The organism is Lentzea sp. NPDC004782, assembly GCF_040609115.1.
Classification (GTDB): domain Bacteria; phylum Actinomycetota; class Actinomycetes; order Mycobacteriales; family Pseudonocardiaceae; genus Lentzea.
The window spans coordinates 244,958-268,757 of record NZ_JBEXJN010000005.1 but is presented as its reverse complement, the minus strand read 5'-3'; the positions used below and the strand labels follow the sequence as shown (position 1 = coordinate 268,757).

At 69.6% G+C, this 23,800-nt stretch carries 27 protein-coding genes and 1 pseudogene; 19 read left to right on the top strand and 9 right to left on the bottom strand.

The genetic code is table 11. The features are described 5' to 3' along the window. Nucleotides 1–144: 144 nt before the first annotated feature. A complete protein-coding gene (locus ABZV40_RS07390) occupies nucleotides 145–687 on the bottom strand; it encodes a DUF305 domain-containing protein (protein ID WP_355437133.1) in 543 nt (180 codons plus the stop codon). Nucleotides 688–762: 75 nt separating this feature from the next. Further along, on the bottom strand, nucleotides 763–1,248 hold the full coding sequence (locus ABZV40_RS07385) for a hypothetical protein (protein ID WP_355437131.1): 486 nt from the start codon (nucleotides 1,246–1,248) through the stop codon (nucleotides 763–765). Between the two features lie 248 nt (nucleotides 1,249–1,496). Here ABZV40_RS07385 and ABZV40_RS07380 point away from each other — a divergent pair, with 248 nt between their 5' ends. Genes ABZV40_RS07380 through ABZV40_RS07370 form a run of 3 tightly spaced genes read left to right on the top strand, consistent with a single transcriptional unit; the run spans nucleotide 1,497 to nucleotide 3,873 of the window. Further along, nucleotides 1,497–2,213: a lytic polysaccharide monooxygenase gene (locus ABZV40_RS07380; protein ID WP_355437130.1), complete on the top strand. Its 717-nt coding sequence runs from the start codon at nucleotides 1,497–1,499 to the stop codon at nucleotides 2,211–2,213. Between the two features lie 4 nt (nucleotides 2,214–2,217). Beyond that, on the top strand, nucleotides 2,218–2,814 hold the full coding sequence (locus ABZV40_RS07375; protein ID WP_355437128.1) for a DUF305 domain-containing protein: 597 nt from the start codon (nucleotides 2,218–2,220) through the stop codon (nucleotides 2,812–2,814). 36 nt (nucleotides 2,815–2,850) lie between these two features. Then, a complete protein-coding gene (locus ABZV40_RS07370) occupies nucleotides 2,851–3,873 on the top strand; it encodes an FAD-dependent monooxygenase (RefSeq protein WP_355437126.1) in 1,023 nt (340 codons plus the stop codon). Here ABZV40_RS07370 and ABZV40_RS07365 read toward each other — a convergent pair. Together ABZV40_RS07365 and ABZV40_RS07360 are read right to left on the bottom strand one after the other, a co-directional pair. After that, the gene (locus ABZV40_RS07365) at nucleotides 3,842–6,439 is read right to left on the bottom strand and encodes a BTAD domain-containing putative transcriptional regulator (protein ID WP_355437124.1); all 2,598 of its coding nucleotides are present in this window, start codon (nucleotides 6,437–6,439) and stop codon (nucleotides 3,842–3,844) included. The two genes, ABZV40_RS07370 and ABZV40_RS07365, sit on opposite strands and share 32 nt — an antisense overlap. Nucleotides 6,440–6,443: 4 nt before the next feature. Beyond that, complete coding sequence (locus ABZV40_RS07360; RefSeq protein WP_355437122.1) at nucleotides 6,444–7,205, bottom strand: AraC family transcriptional regulator; 762 nt, start codon at nucleotides 7,203–7,205, stop codon at nucleotides 6,444–6,446. 50 nt (nucleotides 7,206–7,255) lie between these two features. Here ABZV40_RS07360 and ABZV40_RS07355 point away from each other — a divergent pair, with 50 nt between their 5' ends. The 4 genes from ABZV40_RS07355 to ABZV40_RS07340 all read left to right on the top strand — a co-directional run bounded on the left by ABZV40_RS07355 (nucleotide 7,256) and on the right by ABZV40_RS07340 (nucleotide 10,376). Next, nucleotides 7,256–7,654, top strand: coding sequence for a DUF2000 domain-containing protein (locus ABZV40_RS07355; RefSeq protein WP_355437120.1), 399 nt, complete (start codon nucleotides 7,256–7,258; stop codon nucleotides 7,652–7,654). Between the two features lie 13 nt (nucleotides 7,655–7,667). Further along, nucleotides 7,668–8,588, top strand: a complete 921-nt coding sequence (locus tag ABZV40_RS07350; RefSeq protein ID WP_355437118.1) for an RNA polymerase sigma-70 factor — start codon at nucleotides 7,668–7,670, stop codon at nucleotides 8,586–8,588. Between the two features lie 82 nt (nucleotides 8,589–8,670). Then, nucleotides 8,671–9,789, top strand: a complete 1,119-nt coding sequence (locus tag ABZV40_RS07345) for an FAD-dependent oxidoreductase (RefSeq protein ID WP_355437116.1) — start codon at nucleotides 8,671–8,673, stop codon at nucleotides 9,787–9,789. An 8-nt stretch (nucleotides 9,790–9,797) separates the two neighbouring features. Beyond that, the gene (locus tag ABZV40_RS07340; protein ID WP_355437114.1) at nucleotides 9,798–10,376 is read left to right on the top strand and encodes a Pr6Pr family membrane protein; all 579 of its coding nucleotides are present in this window, start codon (nucleotides 9,798–9,800) and stop codon (nucleotides 10,374–10,376) included. Between the two features lie 61 nt (nucleotides 10,377–10,437). Here the strand turns inward: ABZV40_RS07340 and ABZV40_RS07335 are convergent, their stop codons facing one another. From ABZV40_RS07335 to ABZV40_RS07325, 3 genes are all read right to left on the bottom strand, one after another. After that, nucleotides 10,438–11,262, bottom strand: coding sequence for an alpha/beta hydrolase (locus tag ABZV40_RS07335; protein ID WP_355437112.1), 825 nt, complete (start codon nucleotides 11,260–11,262; stop codon nucleotides 10,438–10,440). Next, a complete protein-coding gene (locus ABZV40_RS07330) occupies nucleotides 11,259–11,942 on the bottom strand; it encodes an SRPBCC domain-containing protein (protein ID WP_355437110.1) in 684 nt (227 codons plus the stop codon). Before ABZV40_RS07330 ends, ABZV40_RS07335 begins: the two co-directional genes overlap by 4 nt. A gap of 215 nt (nucleotides 11,943–12,157) precedes the next feature. Continuing rightward, nucleotides 12,158–12,394 (bottom strand): zinc-ribbon domain-containing protein, encoded by a 237-nt coding sequence (locus ABZV40_RS07325; protein WP_355437108.1) that lies wholly within the window; start codon nucleotides 12,392–12,394, stop codon nucleotides 12,158–12,160. Between the two features lie 78 nt (nucleotides 12,395–12,472). On the opposite strand from ABZV40_RS07325, the gene ABZV40_RS07320 reads away from it, so the two are divergent. The 6 genes and pseudogenes from ABZV40_RS07320 to ABZV40_RS07295 all read left to right on the top strand — a co-directional run bounded on the left by ABZV40_RS07320 (nucleotide 12,473) and on the right by ABZV40_RS07295 (nucleotide 17,388). After that, nucleotides 12,473–13,063, top strand: a complete 591-nt coding sequence (locus ABZV40_RS07320) for a hypothetical protein (RefSeq protein ID WP_355437106.1) — start codon at nucleotides 12,473–12,475, stop codon at nucleotides 13,061–13,063. Beyond that, nucleotides 13,026–13,274, top strand: a complete 249-nt coding sequence (locus ABZV40_RS07315; protein ID WP_355437104.1) for a BON domain-containing protein — start codon at nucleotides 13,026–13,028, stop codon at nucleotides 13,272–13,274. The genes ABZV40_RS07320 and ABZV40_RS07315 overlap by 38 nt, the downstream gene beginning before the upstream one ends. Further along, nucleotides 13,271–13,993, top strand: coding sequence for a metallophosphoesterase (locus ABZV40_RS07310; RefSeq protein ID WP_355437102.1), 723 nt, complete (start codon nucleotides 13,271–13,273; stop codon nucleotides 13,991–13,993). Before ABZV40_RS07315 ends, ABZV40_RS07310 begins: the two co-directional genes overlap by 4 nt. Continuing rightward, a complete protein-coding gene (locus ABZV40_RS07305) occupies nucleotides 13,990–15,747 on the top strand; it encodes a thiamine pyrophosphate-requiring protein (RefSeq protein WP_355437101.1) in 1,758 nt (585 codons plus the stop codon). The genes ABZV40_RS07310 and ABZV40_RS07305 overlap by 4 nt, the downstream gene beginning before the upstream one ends. Then, nucleotides 15,744–16,694 (top strand): TIGR03557 family F420-dependent LLM class oxidoreductase, encoded by a 951-nt coding sequence (locus ABZV40_RS07300; protein ID WP_355437099.1) that lies wholly within the window; start codon nucleotides 15,744–15,746, stop codon nucleotides 16,692–16,694. The genes ABZV40_RS07305 and ABZV40_RS07300 overlap by 4 nt, the downstream gene beginning before the upstream one ends. Before the next feature lie 28 nt (nucleotides 16,695–16,722). Then, nucleotides 16,723–17,388: pseudogene (locus tag ABZV40_RS07295) on the top strand (DUF6766 family protein). A 99-nt stretch (nucleotides 17,389–17,487) separates the two neighbouring features. Here the strand turns inward: ABZV40_RS07295 and tuf are convergent. Continuing rightward, nucleotides 17,488–18,672, bottom strand: a complete 1,185-nt coding sequence (gene tuf / locus ABZV40_RS07290; RefSeq protein ID WP_355437097.1) for an elongation factor Tu — start codon at nucleotides 18,670–18,672, stop codon at nucleotides 17,488–17,490. 201 nt (nucleotides 18,673–18,873) lie between these two features. Continuing rightward, nucleotides 18,874–19,746 (bottom strand): LysR substrate-binding domain-containing protein, encoded by an 873-nt coding sequence (locus ABZV40_RS07285; RefSeq protein WP_355437095.1) that lies wholly within the window; start codon nucleotides 19,744–19,746, stop codon nucleotides 18,874–18,876. A 70-nt stretch (nucleotides 19,747–19,816) separates the two neighbouring features. Between ABZV40_RS07285 and ABZV40_RS07280 the strand changes: the two genes are divergently transcribed. The 6 genes from ABZV40_RS07280 to ABZV40_RS07255 all read left to right on the top strand — a co-directional run bounded on the left by ABZV40_RS07280 (nucleotide 19,817) and on the right by ABZV40_RS07255 (nucleotide 23,798). Continuing rightward, on the top strand, nucleotides 19,817–20,854 hold the full coding sequence (locus ABZV40_RS07280) for an FAD-dependent oxidoreductase (protein WP_355437094.1): 1,038 nt from the start codon (nucleotides 19,817–19,819) through the stop codon (nucleotides 20,852–20,854). Between the two features lie 5 nt (nucleotides 20,855–20,859). Beyond that, the gene (locus ABZV40_RS07275; RefSeq protein WP_355437092.1) at nucleotides 20,860–21,480 is read left to right on the top strand and encodes a response regulator transcription factor; all 621 of its coding nucleotides are present in this window, start codon (nucleotides 20,860–20,862) and stop codon (nucleotides 21,478–21,480) included. 70 nt (nucleotides 21,481–21,550) lie between these two features. Continuing rightward, nucleotides 21,551–21,922 (top strand): ATP-binding protein, encoded by a 372-nt coding sequence (locus ABZV40_RS07270; protein WP_355437090.1) that lies wholly within the window; start codon nucleotides 21,551–21,553, stop codon nucleotides 21,920–21,922. 16 nt (nucleotides 21,923–21,938) lie between these two features. Further along, complete coding sequence (locus ABZV40_RS07265) at nucleotides 21,939–22,955, top strand: PAS domain-containing sensor histidine kinase (protein WP_355437088.1); 1,017 nt, start codon at nucleotides 21,939–21,941, stop codon at nucleotides 22,953–22,955. Further along, nucleotides 22,952–23,320 carry a response regulator transcription factor gene (locus tag ABZV40_RS07260; RefSeq protein WP_355437086.1) on the top strand — a complete coding sequence of 123 codons (369 nt, stop codon included), beginning with the start codon at nucleotides 22,952–22,954 and terminating at the stop codon, nucleotides 23,318–23,320. Before ABZV40_RS07265 ends, ABZV40_RS07260 begins: the two co-directional genes overlap by 4 nt. 94 nt (nucleotides 23,321–23,414) lie before the next feature. After that, complete coding sequence (locus ABZV40_RS07255; RefSeq protein WP_355437084.1) at nucleotides 23,415–23,798, top strand: STAS domain-containing protein; 384 nt, start codon at nucleotides 23,415–23,417, stop codon at nucleotides 23,796–23,798. Nucleotides 23,799–23,800: the final 2 nt, after the last annotated feature.

Sequence of the window (23,800 nt, the reverse complement as noted above, 5' to 3'; positions counted from 1 at the left end):
TTTCAACACCCCCCCCTTGGGGGGGCTGGGGGCGGGGCCCCCCCCGGCGGTTGTACGTGCGCGGCCATCTCCTTTCCTGCTGTGTTGGATGAAGGAGCCCTTCATCGACCGCGACGAGCGGCCTGCGGCGGGAAGCGTGCGGCGTCAGGCTTTCTTCTTGGCCGCGATCTGGTCGATGACCTCGGACTGGGAGACGACGATCTTGCCGGCCAGCGCCTTCGAGCCCACGTGCACGCCCTTGGTCTGGGCGTCCTTCGCCATGTCGACGCCGCTGCGCAGATGGCGGGAGAGGGCGGCGAGGAAGAGGTCGTCGAACTGCTTGCCCTGGGCGGCCTTCAAGGAGTCGAAGTCCTTCTGGGTCATCATGCCCGCCATCTTGTGGGTGGCGGCGGCGTCGTCGCCGGGGACCTGGATGTTCCAGGAACGCAGGTAGGTGGCCATCTGCTCGATCTCGCCCGCTTCGGCGGTGGAGATCTTGTCTGCCACGTTGACGACGAACTCGTCCTTGGACTTCTCCAGGGCCATCTTGGAGATCTCGATGGTCTGCCGGTGGTGGGGGATCATCATCAGCGAGAACTTCGCATCGTCGTCATTGGCCGCCGGTTGACCGGAGTCGCCGCCCCCGGACGTCGAACAGCCCGTCAGTGCCAGCAGTCCCAGCACGAGGATGAGCAGACGCGCACGCATGAAGGCCTCCCGGTTCGGTTCCCTGTGTGGGCATACGGGTGGCCGTTCTGTCCGGTTCAGCGAAACTTCCGCAACCTAAGCGTTCAGGTCGTCGAGGGCGCTGACCACACCGGACACCACGTCGGGGTGGCCCAGGGGAAGCGGGGCCGGGATGCGGTCGTCCGGGGTGTCGTGGCTGCGGACCACCACGCGGGCGAAGGGTTCGTCGACCTCGACCTCGGGGTCGACCAGCAGGACCGAGCGGACCAGGTCCGAGTGGCTGCGGACCAGGTCGACCACGTCGGCTGCGACAGGGCCGCTGGTGACCACGTCGAGCACGGTCGAGGTGTCGTCGCGGTGCCTGGTCAGCACTTTGTCCACTGTGGACTTCCAGGTGGGGGCGGCCGGTACGCGGAGCCACACGATTCGCATGCGGTCCGCCAGTGGCCGCCAGGTCGCGGGGATCTCGTCGTGCGAGGCCTCGCCGGCTGGATCGATCACGAGCACCGTGGACGTGCCGAGCCGGCCGTCGGACACGACGCCGGGGCCGGTCGCCCTGGCGGGCTGGGTGAAGTCGCGCATGCGGTCCGGTTACCCCGCCGGGGTGAATACCACTCCGAATGGCGGTGACAAGACCAGTTGCGTGCGTGGACCTGTTGACGGACACCGGGTTGAGGTCCACGGCCGGTGATTGCTTGACCGCTTTCCGAGCGCAGGTTTATGGTCTAGACCACACCGAAACTGGATCGGCGAGCGACCTGCAGCGCTCCCGGTTCCCACCCCTGCCACGGGGCCCACCCCGCCTGGGAACGATCCAAGGAGTTCGGACGATGAAACTCACCCGAAAAGCGGCGCTGGTCATGGCCGCTGTCCCCGCAATCGTGTTCATCACACCGGTCGGCTCGGCCAGCGCGCATGGCTACGTGTCGTCGCCGCCCAGCAGGCAGGCGCAATGCGCTTCCGGAGCGGTGCAGAACTGCGGTGGTCCCCAGTGGGAACCGCAGAGCGCCGAAGGCCTGAAGGGGCAGACGACCTGCGCCGGCGACCGCCAGGACTTCAAGACCGTGCTGGACAACGACGGCCTGCCCTGGCAGGTGACCAACACCGGCACCAGCCTGACGCTGACCTGGACGTTCACCGCCCGCCACCGCACGCGTGACTACGAGTACTACATCGGTGGCACGCGCGTCGGCTTCGTCGACGGCGGCAACGCGGCGCCGGTCGACCCGGTGCGGCACACCATCGACCTGAACGGGTTCTCCGGCCGACAGAAGCTCCGCGCGATCTGGAACATCGCCGACACGGCGAACGCGTTCTACAACTGCATCGACATCAACATCGGTGGCACCGGCGGCAACCCGACCCCGCCGCCGACCACTACCACCACGACGGCACCACCGGTCGGTGGCACGTGGGCGCCCAACACCTACTACGCGGTGGGTGCGACGGTGACCTACGGCGGATCGAGCTACCGGTGCCGCCAGGCGCACACGTCGCTGACCGGCTGGGAACCGCCGAACGCGGCGTCGCTGTGGGAGAAGATCTGATCCGATGAAGCGCCTGGTGATCGCGGTCGCGGTCCTGGCGCTGGCGGGGTGCGGCGGAGAGGCGATCGTGCCGGAGGGCCAGTCCGGCCACGGGCACGGCGCCACCTCCGCCGCACCACCCGTACCCGCCGCCAGCGCGAGGTTCAACGACGCGGACGTGACGTTCGTGCAGATGATGGTCGACCACCTGCAGCTCGGCATCAGCCTCTCCCAGCTGGCGATGGCGAAGGCCGGCAAGCAGGAGGTGAAGGACCTCGCGGGAGCGATCAACACCACGCAACGCGAGGAGCTCACCACGCTGAAGTCGTGGCTGAAGCTCTGGGGCAAACCGGAGGGCGGCGGCGCGAACCTGCACGCCGCGCACGGAGGTCAGCCGCTGCTCGACGACAAGGTCATCGACGGCACCAAGGACAAAAGTGGCGCGGACTTCGACCTCACCTTCCTCAACCTGATGGCCGGACATCAGGGTGCCGCGGTCGAGATGGCGCTGACGGAGAAGAAGAACGGTTCGAACCCGGAGACCGTCGCCTACGCGGAGCGCGTGGCCACCTCAAGACAGGGCCAGATCGCGCAGATGCTGAAGGCCATCAGCGAACCGTAGGCGTTCGGTCAGCGGCCCGGCGTTCCCTTTCCCGCCATGGACGTTTTGATCTCGGGAGCGGGCATCGCCGGGCCCGCGCTCGCCCACTGGCTGGCACGCTTCGGCTTCTCGCCCACGGTCGTGGAGCGGGCACCGTCGTTGCGCCCCGGCGGTCAGGCCGTGGACTTCCGCGGCGAGGCGCATCTGTCCGTGCTGCAACGGATGGGCGTGCTCGACGCCGTGCGGGCAGCGCGGACCTCACCGCGTGACATGGTGTTCCGCGACCCCGACGGACGTGAACGGGCGCGGCTGCCCGCGTCGTTCACCGGAGGGGAGGTGGAGATCCGCCGCGGCGACCTGTCCCGGCTGCTGCACGAGGCGAGCGCCTCGGACGCCGAGTACGTGTTCGGCGACTGGATCACCTCGCTGCACGACGACGGCGCCGGCGTCGACGTGACCTTCGCGCGCGGGCCGTCGCGCAGGTTCGACTTCGTGATCGGCGCGGACGGCATGAGGTCCGGCGTGCGGCGGCTGGTCTTCCCGGACTACCGGCCCAGGTTCCAGGGCTACTACTTCGCGATCTGGGACGCCGACGGCGACGACCGCGACCTGACCTGCTCCCTGGGTGCGGTGACCGCGCCGGGGTGGCTCATGTACAGGTCGTCGGTGCCGCCGGAGCTGATGCCGTTCGAGGTGATCGCGCCCGGCGTCTACTTCGACTCGATCAGCCAGGTGCGGATGCCGACGGTGAGCTCCGGGCGGGTCACGCTGATCGGTGACGCCGGGTACGGCTCCACGCTGGGCGGCATGGGAACCGGGCTCGCGGTCGTCTCGGCCTACGTGCTGGCGGGGGAGATGGCGGCGGGAGAGGGCGCGTTCGCCAGGTACGAAGCCCTGATCGGACCGTACGCGCGGGGGTGCCAGGGCAATCCCGGCCCGTTCCTCGCACCCGCCACGCGGCTGGGGATGTGGGTGCGGGACAGGATGTTCGGACTGCTGCCGAAGATGCCGATGGTCGCGCGGATGGACCTGAGGGCGGCCACCGCGATCAAGCTTCCCGACTACGCACCAGTTCGCTGAGCAGTTCCTCCACGTGCAGCTTGGCCGCGTTGTGCATCCACCCGAACCCGAGCTCCTGTTGTGCCTCCCGCAGCAGCTGCTCGGCGCGCACGAGGTCATCCCGGCGCTGGGCGATCTTGGCCAGGCCCGCCTTCGCGAGCGCCCGAGTCGCGGACAGACCGGCCTGCGTCGCCATCTCCAGCGCCTGCAGGTAGTCGCGCTCGGCCTCGTCCTGGTCGAGGTCGAGCAACCGGTCCGCGCGCCGCCCGCGCAGCTCGGCGAGCTCCTCCTCGGCGCCCAGCTCGCCGACGGCGCGCAGTGCCTCGTCGGTCAGGGCGAGGGCCTCGTGCGGGTCCTCGGTGAGGTTGGCCAGCACGTCCATGACCTGGGCCGCGCCCCAGCGTTCGCCCAGGTCCTGGAACTGCCGCAACGCCTCGCGGGCCTGCGCGATCGCCTCCGCCCGGTCGCCCCTGGCGGCCCAGCCGGTGTAGGAGTTGCTGAACCCGATCAGGCCCTGGATCCACGGGTCCTGGCTGCGCTCGACCTCGTCCTGCAGCTCTGTGCGCGGCGCGTCCGGGTCCGGCGGGCCGACCAGCATCGCCCACGCGACGAGCACGAACGGTTGCCTGATCGGGCCGCTCAGGTGCTCCAACAGGTTCTGCACGCGTTCCGGGGCGGCCAGGGCGAGCAGGATCGCGTATTCCTCTGTGGACTGTTCCGGCACGCGGGCGAGGAGTTTCCGCGCCGCGCCTTCGACTTCCGTGCGGCTGCCCTTCACGTACCAGTACCAGGACAGCGCCGAGACGAGCTGCAACGCCAGGTCCGGGTCGTGCTCGGTCGCCCACTCCAGCGCCTGCAGGAAGTTCGCGTGCTCGGCGGTCAGCCGTGCGAACCACCGCACCTGGTCGCGCCGGCGCAGTTCGGGATCCGCGCGCCGGGCGAGCGCGAGGAAGTACGCGGCGTGCTCGGCGTCGACCCGCTTGTGCTGCGAGCAGAACTCGCGGATCGTCTCCAGCATGCGGTAGCGGCCGTCGACGGCCTCCACCAACGACTTGTCCACCAACGCTTCCAGCACTTCGAGGTCGTGCCCGCAGACCTGTTCGACGGCCTCCAGCGTCGCCCCGCCGCTGAACGTCGCCAGCGCCGCGGCCAGATCCCGTTCGTCCGCGTCGAGCAGGTCCCAGCTCCACTCCACGACGGCGCGCAGGGTCTGGTGGCGTGGTGCCGCGGCGCGGTTTCCTTTGGTGAGCAGGCGAAAGCGGTCGCCCAGGCGGGCTGCGATCTCCTGGGTCGTCAACGTCCGCGTGCGTGCCGCCGCGAGCTCGACGGCGAGCGGCAGGCCGTCCAGCTCGCGGCAGATGTCGACGGTGTGCTGGTCCTGCGCGAACGCGGGGTTCACCAGCCGGGCGCGGTCCACGAACAACGCCACGCTCTGCTCGGGCTTCAACGGCGGCACCGGGCACAGCGTCTCACCGGTGATCCCCAGGGCCTCGCGGCTCGTCGCCAGGATGCGCAACGAGGGACACGTGCTGAGCAGGTGCTGCGCCAGCCGGGCCGCCTGGACGATCACGTGTTCGCAGTTGTCGAGGATCAGCAACGCGTCGCGCTCGCGCAACGCCAGCGTGAGCCGGTCTTCCGGCGCCAGCACGGTTTCCTTGAGCCCCAACGCCTGCAGCGTCGCCGCCGGCACGTCCTTCACCGGCGCCAGGTCGACGAAGATCGCCCCGGGGCCGGCGCTCTGCAGCGCGAGCCGGGTCTTGCCCGCGCCGCCCGGCCCGGTCAGGGTGACCAACCGCGACGTCAGCGAGGCGAGCCGCCGCAGTTCCTCCTGCCTGCCGACGAAACTCGTGAGCTGCGCGGGCAGTTCGCGATGGGTCTGCCCGCGCAGGATCTGCAGGTGGATCGCGCGCAGTTCGGGTGACGGATCGGTGCCGAGCTCCTCGGCGAGCAACGAGCGGGCGTCCTCGAAGGCCTGCAACGCCTCGGCCTGCCGCCCCTGCTGGTTCAGCGCCTGCATCAGGTAGCCGCGCAGGCGTTCGTCCAACGGGTGCCGCGCGACGAGGTCGGAGATCTCCGGCACGTCGGCCTTGCCGAGCCGGATGCGCGCGGCGATCAGCGCGTTCGTGGCGGCCGACCGCTGCTGCTCCAGTCGCGTCGCGTGATCCGGCGCGTCGACGTCGGCGAGCGCGGGACCGCGCCACAGCTGAAGTGCCTCGGACAAAAGGGATTCCGCACCCTGCGGATCACCGTGTTCCAGCGCCTGCTGACCCTCCGCGGCCAGCTCCGCGAACCGATGCGCGTCGACCTGCCCAGCAGCTAGAACCAACCGGTAGCCGGCGGGGTGGAACTCGATCAGCGACGCGTCCCCGAGAGCCCTGCGCAGCCGGGAAACCTGTCCCTGCAACGCGTTCGCGGCGTCCGACGGCGGTTCGGAGCCGTAGAGCTCGTCGATCAACCGGTCGAGCGGGACGATGTCGCCCACCCGCAGCGCCAGCAACGCCAGCAGGGTGCGCGGCCGCGGGCCACCCACCGAGACCTTGCCGTCCGGGGAATGCGCCTCAACGGGGCCGAGAATGCCGACGTGCACGGTGTCAGCGTACGAACCGGCCGGGACTCGTACCCAGGACCCGGCGAAAATGGCGCGTGAGGTGCGACTGGTCGTGGAACCCGGCCAGCACCGCCGCCTCCGCCGCCGGCCGCCCGTCCACGAGGTGGCGGCGCGCGAGATCCACCCGGCGCCCGGTCAGGTACTGGTGCGGCGGCAGCCCGAACCGCTTGCTGAACGCCCGCACAAGGTGCGTCGGACTCGCCTGCAACTCCTGAGCAGCCGCGTTCAGCGTCATCCCGTCGGGCAGTGACGCGTCGAGCAGCTGCCGCAACCGGTCGGCGAGCGTCGGGTCCGCGTGCACGACCGCGGAGGTGCCCGCGAAGTCGTGCGTGATCCGCTCGGTGATCAACGCCAGCCTGCTCGACGCCTCGAACGGGTCCTCCAGCGACAGGTGCAACTGGTGCAACCTCCGCCGCAACAGCGGATCGACGAGCATCGGGGTGCCGACGGCCTTGCCGATCAGCTGGTCCGGCAGCACCGGACCGTCCAGGTACAGCACGCGCTTGCGGAAGCCGGTCGGGTAGGCCGATCGCCCGTCGTGCGGCACGTGCGGCGGCAACAGCGTGACGCCGTTGACGAGCGCGCCGTGCTCGTGACGGTCCAGTTCGTACCGCACCGCACCCGTGTCTATCAGCATCAACGTCCACGCGTCGTGCGTGTGCGTCGGGTAGGCGTGCGTGGTGAACGTGGCGTGGAAGACCTCTCGGATGCCTTCCACGTCCGGCTTCCAAGCCGCGACGTGCATGTCAGAAACGTACAAGACGCCACCACCGGATGGCCGCGATCGTGAGACCCATGTTCGACACCAAGATCGCTGTGCTGTTGCGGGACGACCTGGCCGGCTGGCAGGCGCTGAACGTCACCGCCTTCCTCGTCAGCGGCCTGCCCGACGAGCTCCGCGGCGAGCCGTACGTGGACGCCGACGACGTGCACTACCTCCCGATGTTCGGCCAGCCCGTGGTGGTCCTGCAGGGCGACCAGGACCTGCTCAAGAAGGCCCACGAGCGCGCACTCAACCGCAACCAGCCCATGGCCATCTTCACCGCCGACCTGTTCGCGACCGGCAACGACGACGACAACCGCGCGACTGTGCGCAAGGTCCACACACAGGACCTCGATCTGGTCGGAATCGCCGTGCACGGCCAGAAGAACGCCGTCGACAAAATCTTCAAGGGCGCGCGCATGCATCCGTGATCTACTGCGGACCATGCTGTTCGAGGAGTCCAGGCCGCGGCTGGAGGCGATCGCCTACCGGCTGCTGGGGTCGGCGGCCGACGCGGAGGACGCGGTGCAGGACACCTACCTGCGCTGGCAGGCCGCCGATCACGCGCTCGTCGAGACGCCCGAGGCGTGGCTGACGAAGGTGCTCACCAACATCTGCCTCAACCGGCTCACCTCGGCGCGGGCCAGGCGCGAGACCTACGTCGGGCAGTGGCTGCCGGAACCGGTCCTCGCCGGCGACCGGATGCTCGGGCCGGCCGAGACCGTCGAGCAGCGCGAGTCCGTCTCGATCGCGATGCTGACCCTGATGGAACGGCTCTCGCCCAACGAACGGGTCGTCTACGTGCTGCGCGAGGCGTTCGGGTACGCGCACGGCGAGATCGCCGAGGTCCTCGACCTCAGCGAGGCGAACGTGCAGCAGATCTACCGGCGCGCCAAGCAGCACCTCGCCACCGGCAGGACCCGCGTGGAGGTGGACGCGGCCGGCGCGCGCAAGATCGTCGAGGAGTTCCTCGCGGCGGCGCTGAGCGGCAACACCGACTCGTTGGTGAAGCTGCTCGCCGACGACGCGATCAGCGCCGGCGACGCCGGCGGTGTGTTCGTGAGCCTGCCGAAGCCGATCACCGGTGCGCTCAGGGTCGCGCGGTTCCTGCGCACGCTGTTCACCCCCGGCGAGGCCAAGCGGGCGCTGGTCGGCGGCAGCCCCTCGTTGTTCGCCGCGGTCGTCAACGGCGTGCCCGCGCTGGTGATGGTGAACGGTGACAGGGTCGTCATCGTCGTCTCTCTTGAGGTGACCACCGAGGGCATCACGGCTGTCCACACGCAGGCCAACCCCGCCAAGCTCGACCGGGCCACGCGCGAGTGGGCCGCGTCCGATCACGGGGAGCCCCTCGTCGCGAGCTGGTGACCCAGCTCACAGGCCACTCCTGTCAGGTTTCGCGGCGCTGTCCGGTTCAGGAAGCGATCACGAACCAGACAGGAGCGAAACCATGAAGCACCGCATCGTCGTTCTCGGAGCCGGATACGCCGGAGCCAACGCCGCCGGCCGCCTCGCCCGGCGGCTGCACCCGTCCGGCACCGAGATCACGCTCGTCAACGCCGACCCGGAGTTCGTCGAACGCGTCCGCCTGCACCAGCTGGCGGCAGGTCAGGACCTGAAGGTCCGCCGGTTGAGCGACGTCTTCGCGGGCACCGGCGTGCGGGTGCGGCTGGCGCGTGTGACCGCGGTCGACGCCGAACGCGGGGTCGTCACCACCGACAGCGGCGAGATCCCCTACGACACCCTCGTGTACGCGCTCGGCAGTGCCGCCCGCGAGGTTCCCGAGCACGCCTACGACCTCGCCGGAAAGCAGTCCGCGCAACGGTTGCGTGCACGGCTCGCGGCTCTCGGTGCGGGCGCGACCGTGCTCGTCGTCGGTGGCGGCCTCACCGGCATCGAGGCGGCCACCGAGATCGCCGACGCCCGGCCGGACCTGCGCGTCTCGCTCGCGGCGCGCGGTGGGCTCGGCGACTGGCTGAGCGAGAAGGCGCGGCAGCACCTGCGTCAGGTGTTCGACCGGCTCGGCATCGCGGTGCACGAGCACACCGACGGCCGCATGATCGACGCCGACGTGACCGTGTGGACCACCGGATTCGCCGTCCACCCCATCACGGCCGCCACCACCTTGCAGGTCGCGGAGACGGGCCAGATCGTCGTCGACGACACGATGCGGTCGGTCTCTCACCCGGACGTGTACGCCGTCGGTGACGCGGCGTTCGCGCCCGGCGCGAGCGGGAAGGCGTTGCGGATGTCCTGCGCCTCGGGCGTTCCGGCGGCCCATCTGGCGGCCGATGCCATCGCCGCGCGCCTGACCGGCCGCGAGGTCCCGCAGAACAAGATCGGCTACACCGCGCAGTGCATGAGCCTCGGCCGCGGCGACGCGATCGTGCAGTGGGTGACCGCCGACGACCAGCCCAAACCGTCCGCCCTCACCGGGAAGACGGCGGCCCGCGTCAAGGAGCTCATCTGCAGGGGCGCGGCCTGGAGCGTTGAGCACCCGACGCTGATGCTGCCGTCTCGGCGCCGGCACGTCTCCGCGACGAGCGAGGTGCTCGCAACCGCGCTCTAATGCTGGGCGTGATCAAGCTGCTCCGGATGGCGGTGTTCCTGCTGGTGCTTTCGGCAGAGGTGTACCTGGTGGTGGCGTTGGGGGAGCGGTTCCGCTTCGTCAACCACTTCAGCTACTTCACCGTGCTGTCGAACGTCTTCGCGGCGGTGGTGGCGCTGCTGGGCGTGTTCAGTCCGGTGTCCGGGCAGATCAGGGGCGCGGCCGTGCTCTACATGACCACGACGGGGATCGTCTACGCACTGCTGCTGCGGGGCATCGACGTGCAGACACCCGCCTACGCGAACTGGGTGCTGCACGTCGTCGCGCCGATCCTCGTGGTCGTGGAATGGCTCATCGCGCCCGAGAAGACGAAGAGGGCGTGGACCTGGCTGTCCTTCCCGCTCGTCTACCTGACGTACACGCTGGTCCGGGGCCCGGTCGCGGACTGGTACCCGTACCCGTTCCTCGACCCGCGCCCGCACGGGTACGGCGACGTGCTCCTGACCTGCGTGTTCGTCGCGGTGATCATTGCCGCGCTGGCTTACGCCGTGTCGTGGACCGGCACGAAATCGGCCCAAAGAAGTAGCGCTGTCTTGCCCCGCCACTAGGGTCAATCCACCGCGGTGCTCGGCGGGGGCTGCTGGTCGGCGGGCTCTTCGTCGTGGCCGGCTACGCGATGGGACCGGCGGCGCGCTGGGCCCGCGAGAAGAACTCCACCAGCACCGGTGCCGCCGCCGAGGCCTTGAGCATGTGCGTCTGACCCGGCAGCTCCTGGTGCTCCACGTCCCCGAGCACCTCCGCGGCGTTCTTCATCGTGTTGCGGAGGTACTCGGGGCTCTTGCCGCCGTTCATGACGAGCGTCGGCACCTCGACGGTCCAGCGGTCCGCCGGCAACGGCTCACCGCGGCCGTCGTCACCGAGGATGCGCAGGTCCCACGGCAGCGTGTGGGCGACGGCCTTGAGCTTCTTCCACACCGGGGTCAGCTTCATGATGGCGAGGCCGATGCCGGGAACGCCGACCATCTTCATGAACGTCGACACCGCGGCGGAACGCTCACCACGTGCGATGAGACCGTCCATCGTGGCCACGACGTCGGCGGGCCGCGGGGGGTACGTGTCGTCCACGACCATCGGCAGCTCGTAGACGGCGAGCCGGGTGATGGACGGCAGCTTCGTCGCCGCGTCGAGCGCCAGCACCGCGCCGGAGGACTGGCCGAACACGAACGCGCTGCCGCCGGCTTCCCGGATCAGCGCGGCGATGTCCTCGATCTCGCGCTCGACCGACCACGGCGTCGCGCCGTCACCGGTCTCGCCGCGCCCGCGCCGGTCGTAGGTGTAGACGGTGAAGTTCTTGTCCAGCACGGACGCCAGCTCGGTGGACGGGCCGAACATGCGGTGGCACATCGCGCCGTCCACGAGGATCAGCGCGGGCCCGGAACCGGTGATCGAGTACGCGAGCTCGGTGCCGTCGGCGGAGGTCGTGAAGCGCGTCATTCCTGCTCTCCCAGGGTGGTGTCGAGGAACGCCTGCCAGTCCTGTTCGGACTCGTCGCCCTCGAAAACGTTGTGCGCGGCGATGAACGGCCCGAAGAACCCGCGCATGAAGCGGTACGTGCCCCGGTCGGTGCGCAGGGCGAGGGTGTGGGCGTTGCGGTGGAACTCGACGGCGTCCGGGAGCTTGACCGCGATCGCCTCGTCGAGCTTCTTCCACGCCTCGTCCCAGTCGCTGACCATCGGCCCGAAGACCGTGATCGGCCGGGCCGTGCGGCCGGCGAAGTGCGTCAGGTACTCCCTGAGCGTGCTGACGAACAGCGCGCCGCCGAGCTGCATCGCCTCGAACTCGTCGGCCCAGTCGTCGCCGGGCAGGAAGCCGCTCGTGACCATCCGCAGCACGGTGCTGCCGTGCTCGCGGCCCTCGACGAGGAACTCGTAGGCGATGAACCGGCCGTCGGGTGCCTTGCCGCTGTCGTGGGCGAAGCGGCGGCCCGGCTCCGAGGCGGTGATCTCGCTCGTCGGCTCGTACCCGCCGAAGGCCGTCTTGACCTTGCCGTCCGCGACCTCGTTGCGGCCCATGAACCACGAGTCGATGCCCGGCCCGGTGGCGATGGCCGTCCAGACCTCGTCGACGGACGCCGGCACCTCGATCTCGTCGGTGCTCTCGAACGCGTGGCCCATCAGCTCTCCTCCTGGCTCGTGTGGATGCTCTCATCCTCACTCCGACAACTTCATTCGTCAAGACAGAAAAAATTGTCGGACGATGACGCGTAGGCTCGGAGCATGGCTGACGGTGACGAGAGGCCTGACAGGCCTGAGGCTGAGCCGGCCTGCCTGCTCGAACTGGTCTGCCCCGACTGCGGGCGTGTCACGACCGACGAGCACGCGCCCGGCTGTCAGACGTGTGCGCCGAGCTGAAGCGCGTCCGCCTTGCTGATGTCGTAGGAGACCCCGCAGAACGTGCACTGCAGCCCGTACCGGCTGCTGATCGTGAACAGCGGGATGAAGAAGATCGTGGGCTTGGTGCGGCGGCGGAACAGGTGGTGCGCCGCCTGGTTGTGGCAGTGCCCGCACACCAGCGACAGCATGCGCAGCTGTTCGATCGTCGTCCGCCAGCCGAAGAGGATCAGCATGTGCACTCCCGGGGTCTGTTGACTCATTGACGCACTGCCGGTGGTTCTCGTTGCGCTCGGGTGGGTAACCGGCACGGCATGAGCGACGTGCAGGACGAGCTGCTGCGGACGCTGACCAAAGTCGCCAACGCCCTGCGCAGCGCGGAGATCCCCTTCGCGTTGACGGGCGGGTGTGCGGGCTATGCGCGCGGCGGACCGGCGAGTGAACACGACGTCGACCTCCTGGTCCGCGAGCAGGACGCGCCGGAGGCCGTGCGGGTGCTGGTGCGGCGCGGGATGCGTGCCGCGGAGCCGCCGGAGGACTGGCTGCTGAAGGTCTACGACGGCGACTCGCTGGTGGATCTGCTGTTCCGCCCCAACGAACGCCCGGTCACCGACGAGACGCTGGCCATGGCGGAGGAGATGCCGGTCGGGTCGGTGATGCTGCCGGTGATGCCGGCGACGTTCGTGCTGATCAGCAAGCTGCTGGTGCTGGACGGGCACCGCTGCGACTTCAGCGAGCTGCTGCCGTTCGCGCGGGCGCTCAGAGAGCAGATCGACTGGGAACAGGTGCGCGAGGAGACCAAGCACTCGCCGTACGCCGAAGCGTTCCTGGTGCTCATCGAACGTCTGGAGATCATCGGGAGGGGCAATGGAATCCGAGCAGTACCTCGCGGCAAACCTGCGTAGGGCGGTGGCGGAGGACCCCAGAACGGCCGAGCTCGGCGTGCGGATCACCGTGCGCGGCGGTCACGTGATGCTCTCCGGTGACGTGGCGTGCGAGGAACGGCGTGCGCTGGTGGAAGAGGTACTGCACGAGGCGGCGCCCGAGCTGAAGATCCTCAACGACGTCCGCGTGACGCCGGCGGGCGAGCCGCACGGTGAGGAGGACCTGCGATGATCCGCGTCGCCGCCGTCGGGGACGTCCACCTCGGCGAGGACATGCGCGGCCACCTCCGTCCGGCGCTGGAGAAGGTCGGTGAGCACGCGGACATCCTGCTGCTGGCCGGTGATCTGACCCGGCACGGCACGGTCGAGGAGGCCGCCGTCGTCGCCGACGAGTTCGCGGACCTGCCGGTGCCCGTGGTCGCCGTGCTGGGCAACCACGACCACCACGACGACAAGCCGCTCGAGGTCGCGAAGACCTTGGAGGACAAGGGCATCAACGTGCTGGAGGGCACGACGTTCACCCACCGGGCGAACGGGTGCTCGATCGGGATCGCCGGGGTCAAGGGGTTCGGCGGCGGGTTCGCCGGCAAGTGCGGGAGCGCGTTCGGCGAGCGCGAGATGAAGGCGTTCATCCAGCACACCTGCGACATCGCGGAAACACTGAAGGGCGCACTGTCCGAACTGGACACCGACATCAAGGTCGCGCTCACCCACTACGCGCCGGTGCCGGACACGTTGCGCGGCGAGCCGCCGGAGATCTACCCGTTCCTCGGCTCGTACCTGCTCGGCGAGGCGATCGACGCCACCGGCACGCATCTCGCCGTGCACGGCCACGCGCACTTCGGTACCGAGCAGGGCATGACACCGGGCGGGGTGCGGGTCCGCAACGTCGCGCAGCCGATCATCCGCTCCGCCTACGCAGTTTACGTGCTGGAAGGGACCTCCTCATGACCGTCGGCGACTTCATCGTCCAACGCCTGCGCGACTGGGGTGTGCAGCAGGTGTTCGCGTATCCCGGCGATGGCATCAACGGGATCGTGGCCGCGTTCGGCAAGGCGGACAACGACCCGGCGTTCATCCAGACCCGGCACGAGGAGATGGCCGCGTTCGCCGCGGTCGGCTACGCGAAGTTCAGCGACGACGTCGGCGTGTGCCTCGCGACCTCCGGCCCCGGCGCCATCCACCTGCTCAACGGACTGTACGACGCGAAACTCGACCACGTCCCGGTCGTCGCGATCGTCGGCCAGACCGCGCGCAGCGCGCAGGGCGGCAGCTACCAGCAGGAAGTCGACCTGCACTCGCTGTTCCGCGACGTGGCCTCGTACCTGATCGACGTCACCGTGCCGGAGCAGCTGCCGAACGCGCTGGACCGGGCGATGCGCACGGCCCAGGCCGACCGCGCACCGGCCGTCGTGATCATCCCGAACGACGTGCAGGAGCAGGACTACGAGCCGCCCAAGCACGAGTTCAAGTACATCCCGTCGAGCCCGCCGTCCCGGCCGTCGTCCTGTGTCGTGCCGGCCAACGACGAGGTGCGGCGCGCGGCCGAGGTGCTCAACAGCGGTGAGAAGGTCGCGATCCTCATCGGCCAGGGCGCGCGCGGCGCGGCGGCGGAGGTGCGCGAGGTCGCTGACCTCCTGGGTGCCGGTGTCGCGAAGGCGTTGCTGGGCAAGGACGTGCTGCCCGACGACCTGCCGTTCGTGACGGGGTCGATCGGACTGCTGGGCACCCGGCCGTCGTACGAGCTGATGCGCGACTGCGACCGGTTGCTGATCGTCGGCTCCAACTTCCCGTACTCGCAGTTCCTGCCGCAGTACGGCAAGGCGCGCGGCGTGCAGATCGACGTCGACGGCCGCGCGATCGGCATGCGGTACCCGACCGAGGTCAACCTCGTCGGCGACGCGCGGGAGACGCTGCGGTCGCTGATCCCGTTGCTGGAACGCAAGACCGACCGCTCGTGGCGGCACACGATCGAGCAGAACGTCGAACGCTGGTGGGAGGTCGTGCAGCGGCAGGCGGAGGTGCCCGCCGACCCGGTCAACCCGATGCGGATCGTCTCGGAGCTGTCGGAACGCCTGCCCGCCAACGCGATCGTCACCGCGGACTCCGGTTCCGCCACGAACTGGTACGCCCGGCTGCTGAAGATCCACGGCAACGTGCGCTCGTCGCTGTCCGGAACGCTCGCGACGATGGGCTGTGCGGTCCCGTACGCGCTGGGCGCCGCTTTCGCCCAACCGCAACGGCCGTTGATCGCGCTGGTCGGTGACGGCGCGATGCAGATGAACGGCATGGCGGAGTTGTTGACGCTCAAGCGTTATGGCGTCCGATGTGTGGTGTGCGTGTTCCACAACAACGACCTCAACCAGGTCACGTGGGAGCTGCGCGCGATGGGCGGTGCGCCCAAGTTCGAGGAGTCGCAAACGCTTCCGGACGTGTCGTACGCGGCCTACGCGCGCTCGATCGGCCTGCAGGGCATCGAGGTCGACTCCCCGGACCAGCTCGGCCCCGCCTGGGACACCGCGCTGGCGTCGGACGGCACCGTCGTGCTCGACGTGCGCTGCGACCCGAACGTGCCGCCGATCCCGCCGCACGCGACGTTCGACCAGATCAAGGACATGACCGAAGCGGTGCTGCGCGGTGACCCCGACGCGTGGGACGTGCTGCGCCGCGGCCTGCAGACCAAGATCCAGGAGTTCCTCCCGTGAAACTCGGCTACTTCCTGTCCTCAGAAGAACACGGCCCGCGCGACCTGGTCCGGCACGCGCGCCTGGCCGACGAACACGGCTTCCAAGCGCTGTGGATCTCCGACCACTACCACCCGTGGAACGACCAGCAGGGCCAGTCGCCGTTCGTGTGGGGCACGATCGGCGCGCTGTCGGAGACCGTGCCGCTGCCCGTCACGACGGCCGTGACGTGCCCGATCGTCCGCATCCACCCGGCGGTCATCGCCCAGGCCGCGGCCACGGCGGCGGTCCAGTGCGAGGGCCGGTTCGTGCTGGGCGTGGGTAGCGGCGAGGCGCTGAACGAACACGTGCTGGGCGATCACTGGCCGTCCGCCGACGTGCGGCTGGAGATGCTGGAGGAGGCGATCGGCCTCATCCGCACGCTGCACCAGGGCGACGAGGTCACCCACCACGGCAAGCACTACACCGTCGAGAACGCCCGCATCTACACCGTCCCGGAACGTCCGGTGCCGATCTACGTCTCCGCGTTCGGTCCCAAGGCGGTCAAGGTCGCGGCCCGCTGCGGTGACGGCTACATGTGCGTCGGCCCGTCCGGCGACCTGGTGCGGCAGTACCGCGCCGAGGGCGGTCGCGGTCCGGCGCAGAGCGGGCTCAAGGTCTGCTACGCGGAGTCCGAAGAGGACGCCGTGAAGACGGCGCACCGGTTGTGGCCCAACGACGCGCTGCCCGGCGAACTGGCCCAGGTGCTGCCCACGCCGAAGCACTTCGAGCAGGCCTCGGAGCTCGTGACACCGGAGATGATCGGGTCGGCGATCCCGTGCGGCCCTGATCCCGAGCGCTACGCGGCCAAGGTGAAGGAGTTCGCCGACGCCGGGTTCGACGAGCTGTACGTGCAGCAGATCGGACCGAACCAGCGGGAGTTCTTCGAGTTCTGGGCCAAGGAAGTGGTTCCGCTGCTGGAGGTTTAGCGTCCTTCGCGCAGGGCATCCGGGTCCTATGAGGAGGTTCCTGCGCGAGAACAGCCTGACGCTCGGGTTCGGAGGACTGTTCCTCGCGGCGCTGGTCGGCCAGTTCTTCGCCGGCCACGCCGACTACAACGAGCGTCAGGCTGCGCTGGGACAGCCGCTGCTGTCCCTCGGGCAGTACCTGTTCTCCGCGGACTTCCTCGTCGACGTCGCGGAGAACTGGCAGTCCGAGTACCTGCAGTTCTTCCTGTACGTCACCGCCACCGTCTGGCTGATTCAGAAAGGCTCGCCGGAGTCCAAACCGGCGGGCAAGTCCGGCTACGAGAGCGACGAGGAACAGCAGATCGGCCGGTACGCGGACGAGTCGTCACCGAAGTGGGCGCGCACGGGAGGCTGGCGCACCGCGGTGTTCTCGAAGTCGCTCGGCCTCGCGATGCTCGTGCTGTTCCTCTTCTCGTGGTCGACCCAGTGGGTCGCGGGCTGGTACGCCAACAACTCCGACCCGCTCGCCCAGAAAACGGGACTCTTCGGGTACTTCTTCAGCTCGGACTTCTGAAACCGGTCGCTGCAGAACTGGCAGTCGGAGTTCCTGGCGATCGCTTCGATGGCGATTCTCAGCGTCTACCTGCGGCAACGCGGGTCACCCGAGTCCAAGCCCGTCGGCGCCGCGCACTCGGTGAGCGACGAGTCCGGCTGAGTTCTGGGGCGTCTGCAAGTACCACCGGCAGCCACGCCGGTGGTACTTGCAGACGCCGTTCAGGCAGCGCGACCACCTTCTCGGGCCGTCACCGCCGCCCTAGGCGAGGATCTCGCCGACCGTGCCGGCGCCCACGGTCCTGCCGCCCTCGCGAATCGCGAACCCCAGCCCGGTGTCCATCGCCACCGGCTTGCCCAGCTCCACCGCGACCTCGACGGTGTCACCCGGCAGGGCCAGCGCACCGTCCAGAAGTTCCACCACGCCGACGACGTCGCCGGTGCGGAAGTGGAACTGCGGCCGGTAGTTCGACGCGATCCCGGTGTGGCGGCCGCCCTCCGCGGCCGACAGCAGGTACACCGACGCGCGGAACCTGGTGTGCGGCGCCACGCTGCCCGGAAGGGCCAGCACCTGGCCGCGCCGGACCTCGCCGCGCTTCACCCCGCGCAGCAGCACCGCGGCGTTGTCTCCCGCCTGGGCCTGCCGCATCGGCTTGCCGAACGTCTCGATCCCCGTGGCGACACTCGACACGGCCGCACCGAGACCGACCACCTCGACCGCGTCGCCGACGCCGAGCACACCGCGCTCCACCGCCCCGGTCACGACGGTGCCGCGACCGGTGATGGTCATGACGTTCTCGATCGGCATCAGGAACGGCCCGGCCAGGTCGCGTTGCGGCACCGGCACGTGCTCGTCCACGGACTCCAGCAGCCGCACGACCGACTGCGTCCACTCCGGGTCGCCCTGGAGCGCGCGCAGACCGGACACGCGGACCACCGGCGTGGCGTCGCCGTCGAAGCCGTACCTGGACAGCAGGTCGCGGATCTCCAGCTCCACCAGGTCGAGCAGCTCCGGGTCCTGCACCGCATCGGCCTTGTTGAGCGCCACCACCACGTACGGCACGCCCACCCGCCGCGCCAGCACCACGTGCTCACGCGTCTGCGGCATCGTGCCGTCCTCCGCGGACACCACGAGGATCGCGCCGTCCAGCTGCGCCGCACCCGTGATCATGTTCTTCACGTAGTCGGCGTGGCCGGGCATGTCGACGTGCGCGTAGTGACGCGTGGGCGTCTCGTACTCGACGTGCGCGATGTTGATCGTGATGCCGCGGGCGAGCTCCTCCGGCGCGCGGTCGATGCGGTCGAACGCGGTGAAGGTGGTGCCCGACGGGTCCATTTCGGACAGAACCTTGGTGATGGCGGCCGTCAGCGTGGTCTTGCCGTGGTCGACGTGCCCCATGGTGCCGATGTTGAGGTGCGGCTTGGCCCGCACGAACTCCTGCTTCATTTCCCTTTGTCCTCGTAGCCGGTGGATATCAGAACCGTGGACCGCTACGACCCTCCTCCAGTGGTCCTGAAGGAGCGGACTGGAGAAGGGTCAGCTTCGGGCGCCGGCCGGCTGTGCCGAGGCAACGGCGAGCGCGCCCGCAGGAACACCTGCGAACGTGTTGTGCTCAGCCGTCAGGAACATGCGCCGATCATGACAGGGCTAAAGATCCGTTGTCACGCGGTTTTCCACGAGCCGGATCAGCGCACGGGCAGCCGGGCTGTGCGGTCCCTCGGTGCGCCACGCGAACGAGAGCCGGCTCCACGGCGTCGGATCGGTGATCCGCACGGCGTGCAGGTCCGCCGCCATCGACTCCGCCAGGATCGCCGGACCGAGCCCGCGCTGCGCCAGCGTGATCACCATCGGTGGCGCGGAGGCCTCCAGCGCGATCCGCGGCTGCCGACCGCCGCAGGCCGCGTCCAGCGCCCCGCGCAACCCGGTTCCCGGTGGCAGGCAGATCAACCCGCGCTCCAGCAGCTCGTCCAGCGGCACGGACTCCCTGCCGTACCAGGGATCCGCCGCCGACACCGCCGCCACGAGCGGTTCGTCGGCCAGCACGCGCACCGACAGCCCGTCCGGCGCCCGCCCCGCGTACCCGACGAGCGCGAAGTCCAGCTGACCGTCCGAAAGGGACGCGATCAGCGCGTCGGAGTTGGCCTCCGCCAACGTGATCTCCACGCCGGGGTGCAGCTCGTGGAACGACGACAGCAGCTCGGGCAGGTCCATGATCCCGCACGACACGACCATCCCGACCCGGACGACGCCGCGCACCAGCCCGGCCATCTCCTCGACGGTCCGCCGCGCGGACTCCACCGACCGCAACGCCGCCCGCGCCAACGGCAGCACCGCCGCCCCGACGTCGGTCAGCGTCACGGTGCGCCCCGACCGGTCCAGCAGGTCGTGCCCGAGCTCCCGTTCGAGCCGCCGGATCTGCGCGCTCACCCCCGGCTGCGCGACGTGCACCCGTTCCGCGGCCCGCGTGAACGAGGCCTCCTCCACGACCGCGACGAAGTACTCCAGCTGCCGAAGCTCCATAACCAACGATTATAGACACGAGCACAACTAGATCTTGGACATATAACAGCAGGCAGACCATGCTGGAGACATGCAGATCTACTACCCCGGCGACACCGGCTACGACGACGAACGCAGCGGCTTCCAGACCGGCCTGAAGCACGAACCGCAGGTGATCTTCGCGGTCGAGAACGCCAGGGACGTCGAGGAAGCGGTCCGGTACGCCGAGTCCCACGGCCTGGAGTACGCCGTGCAGACCACCGGCCACGGCCTCACCACGACGACCACCGGCGTCCTCATCTCCACCAAGCGCATGAACTCCGTCGAGGTCGACCCCAAGAGGAAGATCGCGAGGGTCGAGGCAGGCGCGGTCTGGCAGCAGGTGATCGAGCAGGCCGCACCCCACGGTCTCGCCCCGCTCAGCGGCGACGCGAGCGACGTCGGCGTCGTCGGCTACACCCTCGGCGGCGGCTACAGCGTGCTCGCCCGCGAGTTCGGCTTCGCGAGCGACCGCGTCCTCGCCACGGAGAAGGTCGGCGACGTCGTCACCGCGCTGGAGTTCGAGCTCCTCGACATCGACCAGGTCCACGCGGGCGAGATGTACTTCGACGCGAGCCACGCGGAGGCGGTCTTCGAGGCCTTCCACAAGTGGGACGTGCCCGGTCACGTCACGCCGTCGCTGACCACCATCTCGTTCCCGGACCTCCCGGTCTTCCCCGCACCGCTGCGGGGCCGCGACGTCGTCCGCCTCACCTTCGCGAGCACGAAACCGTTCGAGATCGACCACCTCCGCGTGGCCCCGGCGCTGATCGAGGACTTCGGCACGAAGCCGTACGCGGAAGCCGTCGGCGCCCCGCTGCCGCCGCACGCCTACCAGGGCGACAACGTCCTGCTCAACGACCTGCCGCTGGACGCGTTGCACCGGGTCCGCGAGAAGGTGGCGGGCGCGGAGGTGCCGATCTTCCTCGGCATCATGGTGCTGGGCGGGGCGCTCGGCGGTGAGGCCACCCACGTGCTCAAGCTGATCTCGCCGCGGCTGGGGGTCGAGGCGCTGCACGCGGAGGTGTTCGCCGAGGTGCGGCCGTTCGTGGTCGGCACCGCGCGGAACTTCCGGTACGCCGTAGGCTGAGCGGTATGACCCGAGTGGTTCTCGTGGAGGACCACGACATGGTCGCCGAGGCGATCGGGCTCGCGCTCGAACGGGCCGGGATCGAGGTGATCGCCCGCACGACCACCGTCGCGGCGACGCTCGCGGAGACCCGTCGCGGCGAACCCGACGTCGTCCTCCTCGACCGCAGGCTCCCCGACGGCGACGGCACCGCGCTCATCCCCGAGCTCGTGAAGGGCGGCGCCAAGGTGCTGGTGCTGACCGGGGAGGCCACCGCGTCGGTCGCCGCCCGCGTCGCCGAGGCGGGCGGAGCCGGGTTGATGCTCAAGTCGGCACGGCTGGACGAGCTGGTCGACGCGGTCCGCAGGGTCGCCGGCGGCGAGGTGGTGTTCGACCCGAAGCTGCTCGCGGGCGTGCTGGACCGGCTGACCGGCCGGGTCAAGGCCGCCGGGGCGACACTCACCGCACGCGAGCACGAGACGTTGCTGCTGCTCGCGGACGGCGCCGGCACCGACCAGATCTCGACGCGGCTCGGCGTGGCCCGCAACACCGCGCGCAACCACGTGCAGCGCGTCCTCGACAAGCTCGGCGCCCGGTCGAAGCTGGAGGCGGTGTCGATCGCCCGCCGCGAGGGCCTGCTCGACTGATGCAGCTGCACCAGACGAGCTGGTTCGACTGCGTCTGCAGAGCCGGTCCTCGTTGGTGCACTGTGCTTTGGTGACCACGAGTTCGCTCACCGAAGCCGTGTTCTCCCTCCCGGAGGACGATCGGCGCGGTGGTGTGGCACTCGCTCGTTCGTTCGCCCGCCGGACCGTCCTCACCTGCGGGTTCCGCGGCAACCACGACGACGTCGTGCTGGTCGTCAACGAGCTCACCACCAACGCCGTCTGCCACGGCGAAGGCTGCCCGGTCGTGCGCATCGTGGGCGGCAGGGACCGGGTGCTGGTCGAGGTCGTCGACGACGACACCACCCGTCCCCGGCTGCGGTCGAACGGCTGGGGGCTTCAGCTCGTCGCAACGCTCGGCGAGAGCTGGGGTGTCACAGAACGTGCAGGTCAGAAGGTCGTCTGGTGTGAGCTGACGGCGTAGCGGCCATGATGACGCCGTGCAGCGCGACGAGTCCGAGCTCTTCCGGCTGCTCGTGCAGGGCGTTCGTGACTACGGGATCTTCATGCTCGACCCCGGCGGGCACGTCGTGAGCTGGAACGCCGGTGCCGAGCGCATCAACGGCTATGCCGCCGAGGAGATCATCGGACGGCACTTCTCGACGTTCTACCCGCCGGAGGACGTCCAGTCCGGCAAGCCCGACTGGGAGCTCCGGGTCGCGAAGGCCGAAGGCACACTGGAGGACGAGGGCTGGCGGGTGCGCAAGGACGGCACCCGGTTCTGGTCGAGCGTGATCATCACCGCGCTCTACGACGACACCGGCGAGCTGCGCGGGTTCGGCAAGGTCACCCGAGACATGACCGAACGGCGGCGCGCCGAGCAGCAGCTCACCGACCGGCGCCGGCTGCTCGCCCACCTCGTCGAGGCACAGGAGCAGGAACGGCAGCGCATCGCGTGGGACATCCACGACGACACGATCCAGGCCATGGTCGCCGTCGACATGCGGCTGCAGTTGCTCGCCCGCAAGCTGCCGGAGGAGCAACGCGGCACCTTGGCACAGCTCGACAGCGCGGTCCGGTCCGCCATCAGCAGGCTGCGCAACCTGGTGTTCCGCGTCCGCCCGCCCGGCATCGAGCGGCAGGGGCTGCGCGACGCGCTGGCCGGGTACCTCGCCGACACCGCCATGGTGGGCGACATCCGCAGCACGCTCGAACGCGTGCCCGGCGACGACGCGGCCATCACGATCTTCCGCATCTGCCAGGAGGCGCTGACCAACGTCCGAAAGCACGCGCGTGCCTCGTCCATCGTCGTCGAACTGTCCACAGTGGATCGTGGGTTCCTGGTGCGGGTGACCGACGACGGCGTCGGCCTGCCCGACCTCGACCAGAGCTCCAGTCACTTCGGTCTGATAGAGATGAGGGAGCGCGCGGAGGCCGCGGGCGGTTGGTGCACTGTGACGGCGGTAGCGGGAGGTGGCACGGTGGTCGAGTTCTGGCTGCCGGACGTGCGGCCGTGATCCTGCGCGTGCTGATCGCCGACGACGATCCCCTGATCAGGGACGTCCTGCGCGACGTGCTCGACGACGAGCCGGACATGGAGGTCGTCGCGGTCGCCTCGGACGCCCGTGAGGCCGTCGAGCTCGCCGAACGCCACACCCCGGCCGTGATCGTGCTCGACGTGCGGATGCCCGGGGGTGGTGGCGCGCACGCGGCGGCGGAGATCCTGCAACACGCGCCGGAGGCGCGCATCCTCGCGTTCTCCGCCTACACCGACGCGGGCACCGTGGACGAGATGCGTCGTGCGGGCGTCACCGACTACGTGGCCAAAGGCGTTCGCAACACCGAGCTGGTGGCCGCCGTCCGGAGGCTGGGCAGGTTGTGATGTGGGGGCAACAGCCGTAACGTCGGTGTCTGAAGCCGGGTCCAGCAGCGTGCTCGGGTGGGTATCTACGTGCTTCGGCCACCGGGGAGTGCTGGTGAACGGAGATCAGTTCGAGGAATCGCCACTGCTCACGGTACGTGCGGAGAACGTCGCGGGTGTGGTCGTCGTCGCGGTCGAAGGCGAGATCGACGTCGACACCGCCGACGTCGTGCTGGACGCGTTGCGGCTCGGCCTGTCCTCCGGCGGTCCCGCGGTCGTCGCGGACCTCACCGAGGTCAGCTTCTTCGGCTCGACCGGCATCTCGACGTTGATCACGGCGCACGAGATCGCCGACGACCACTGCACGGACCTCCACGTGGTCGCTCCGCATCGCGCGGTGAAGAGACCGTTGCAGGTCACCGGAGTCGCGGACGTGCTGGCGTTGCACGACTCGGTGCAGGAGGCGTTGTCCGCCCTGAAACCGGTGCCCAGCGAGTAGGC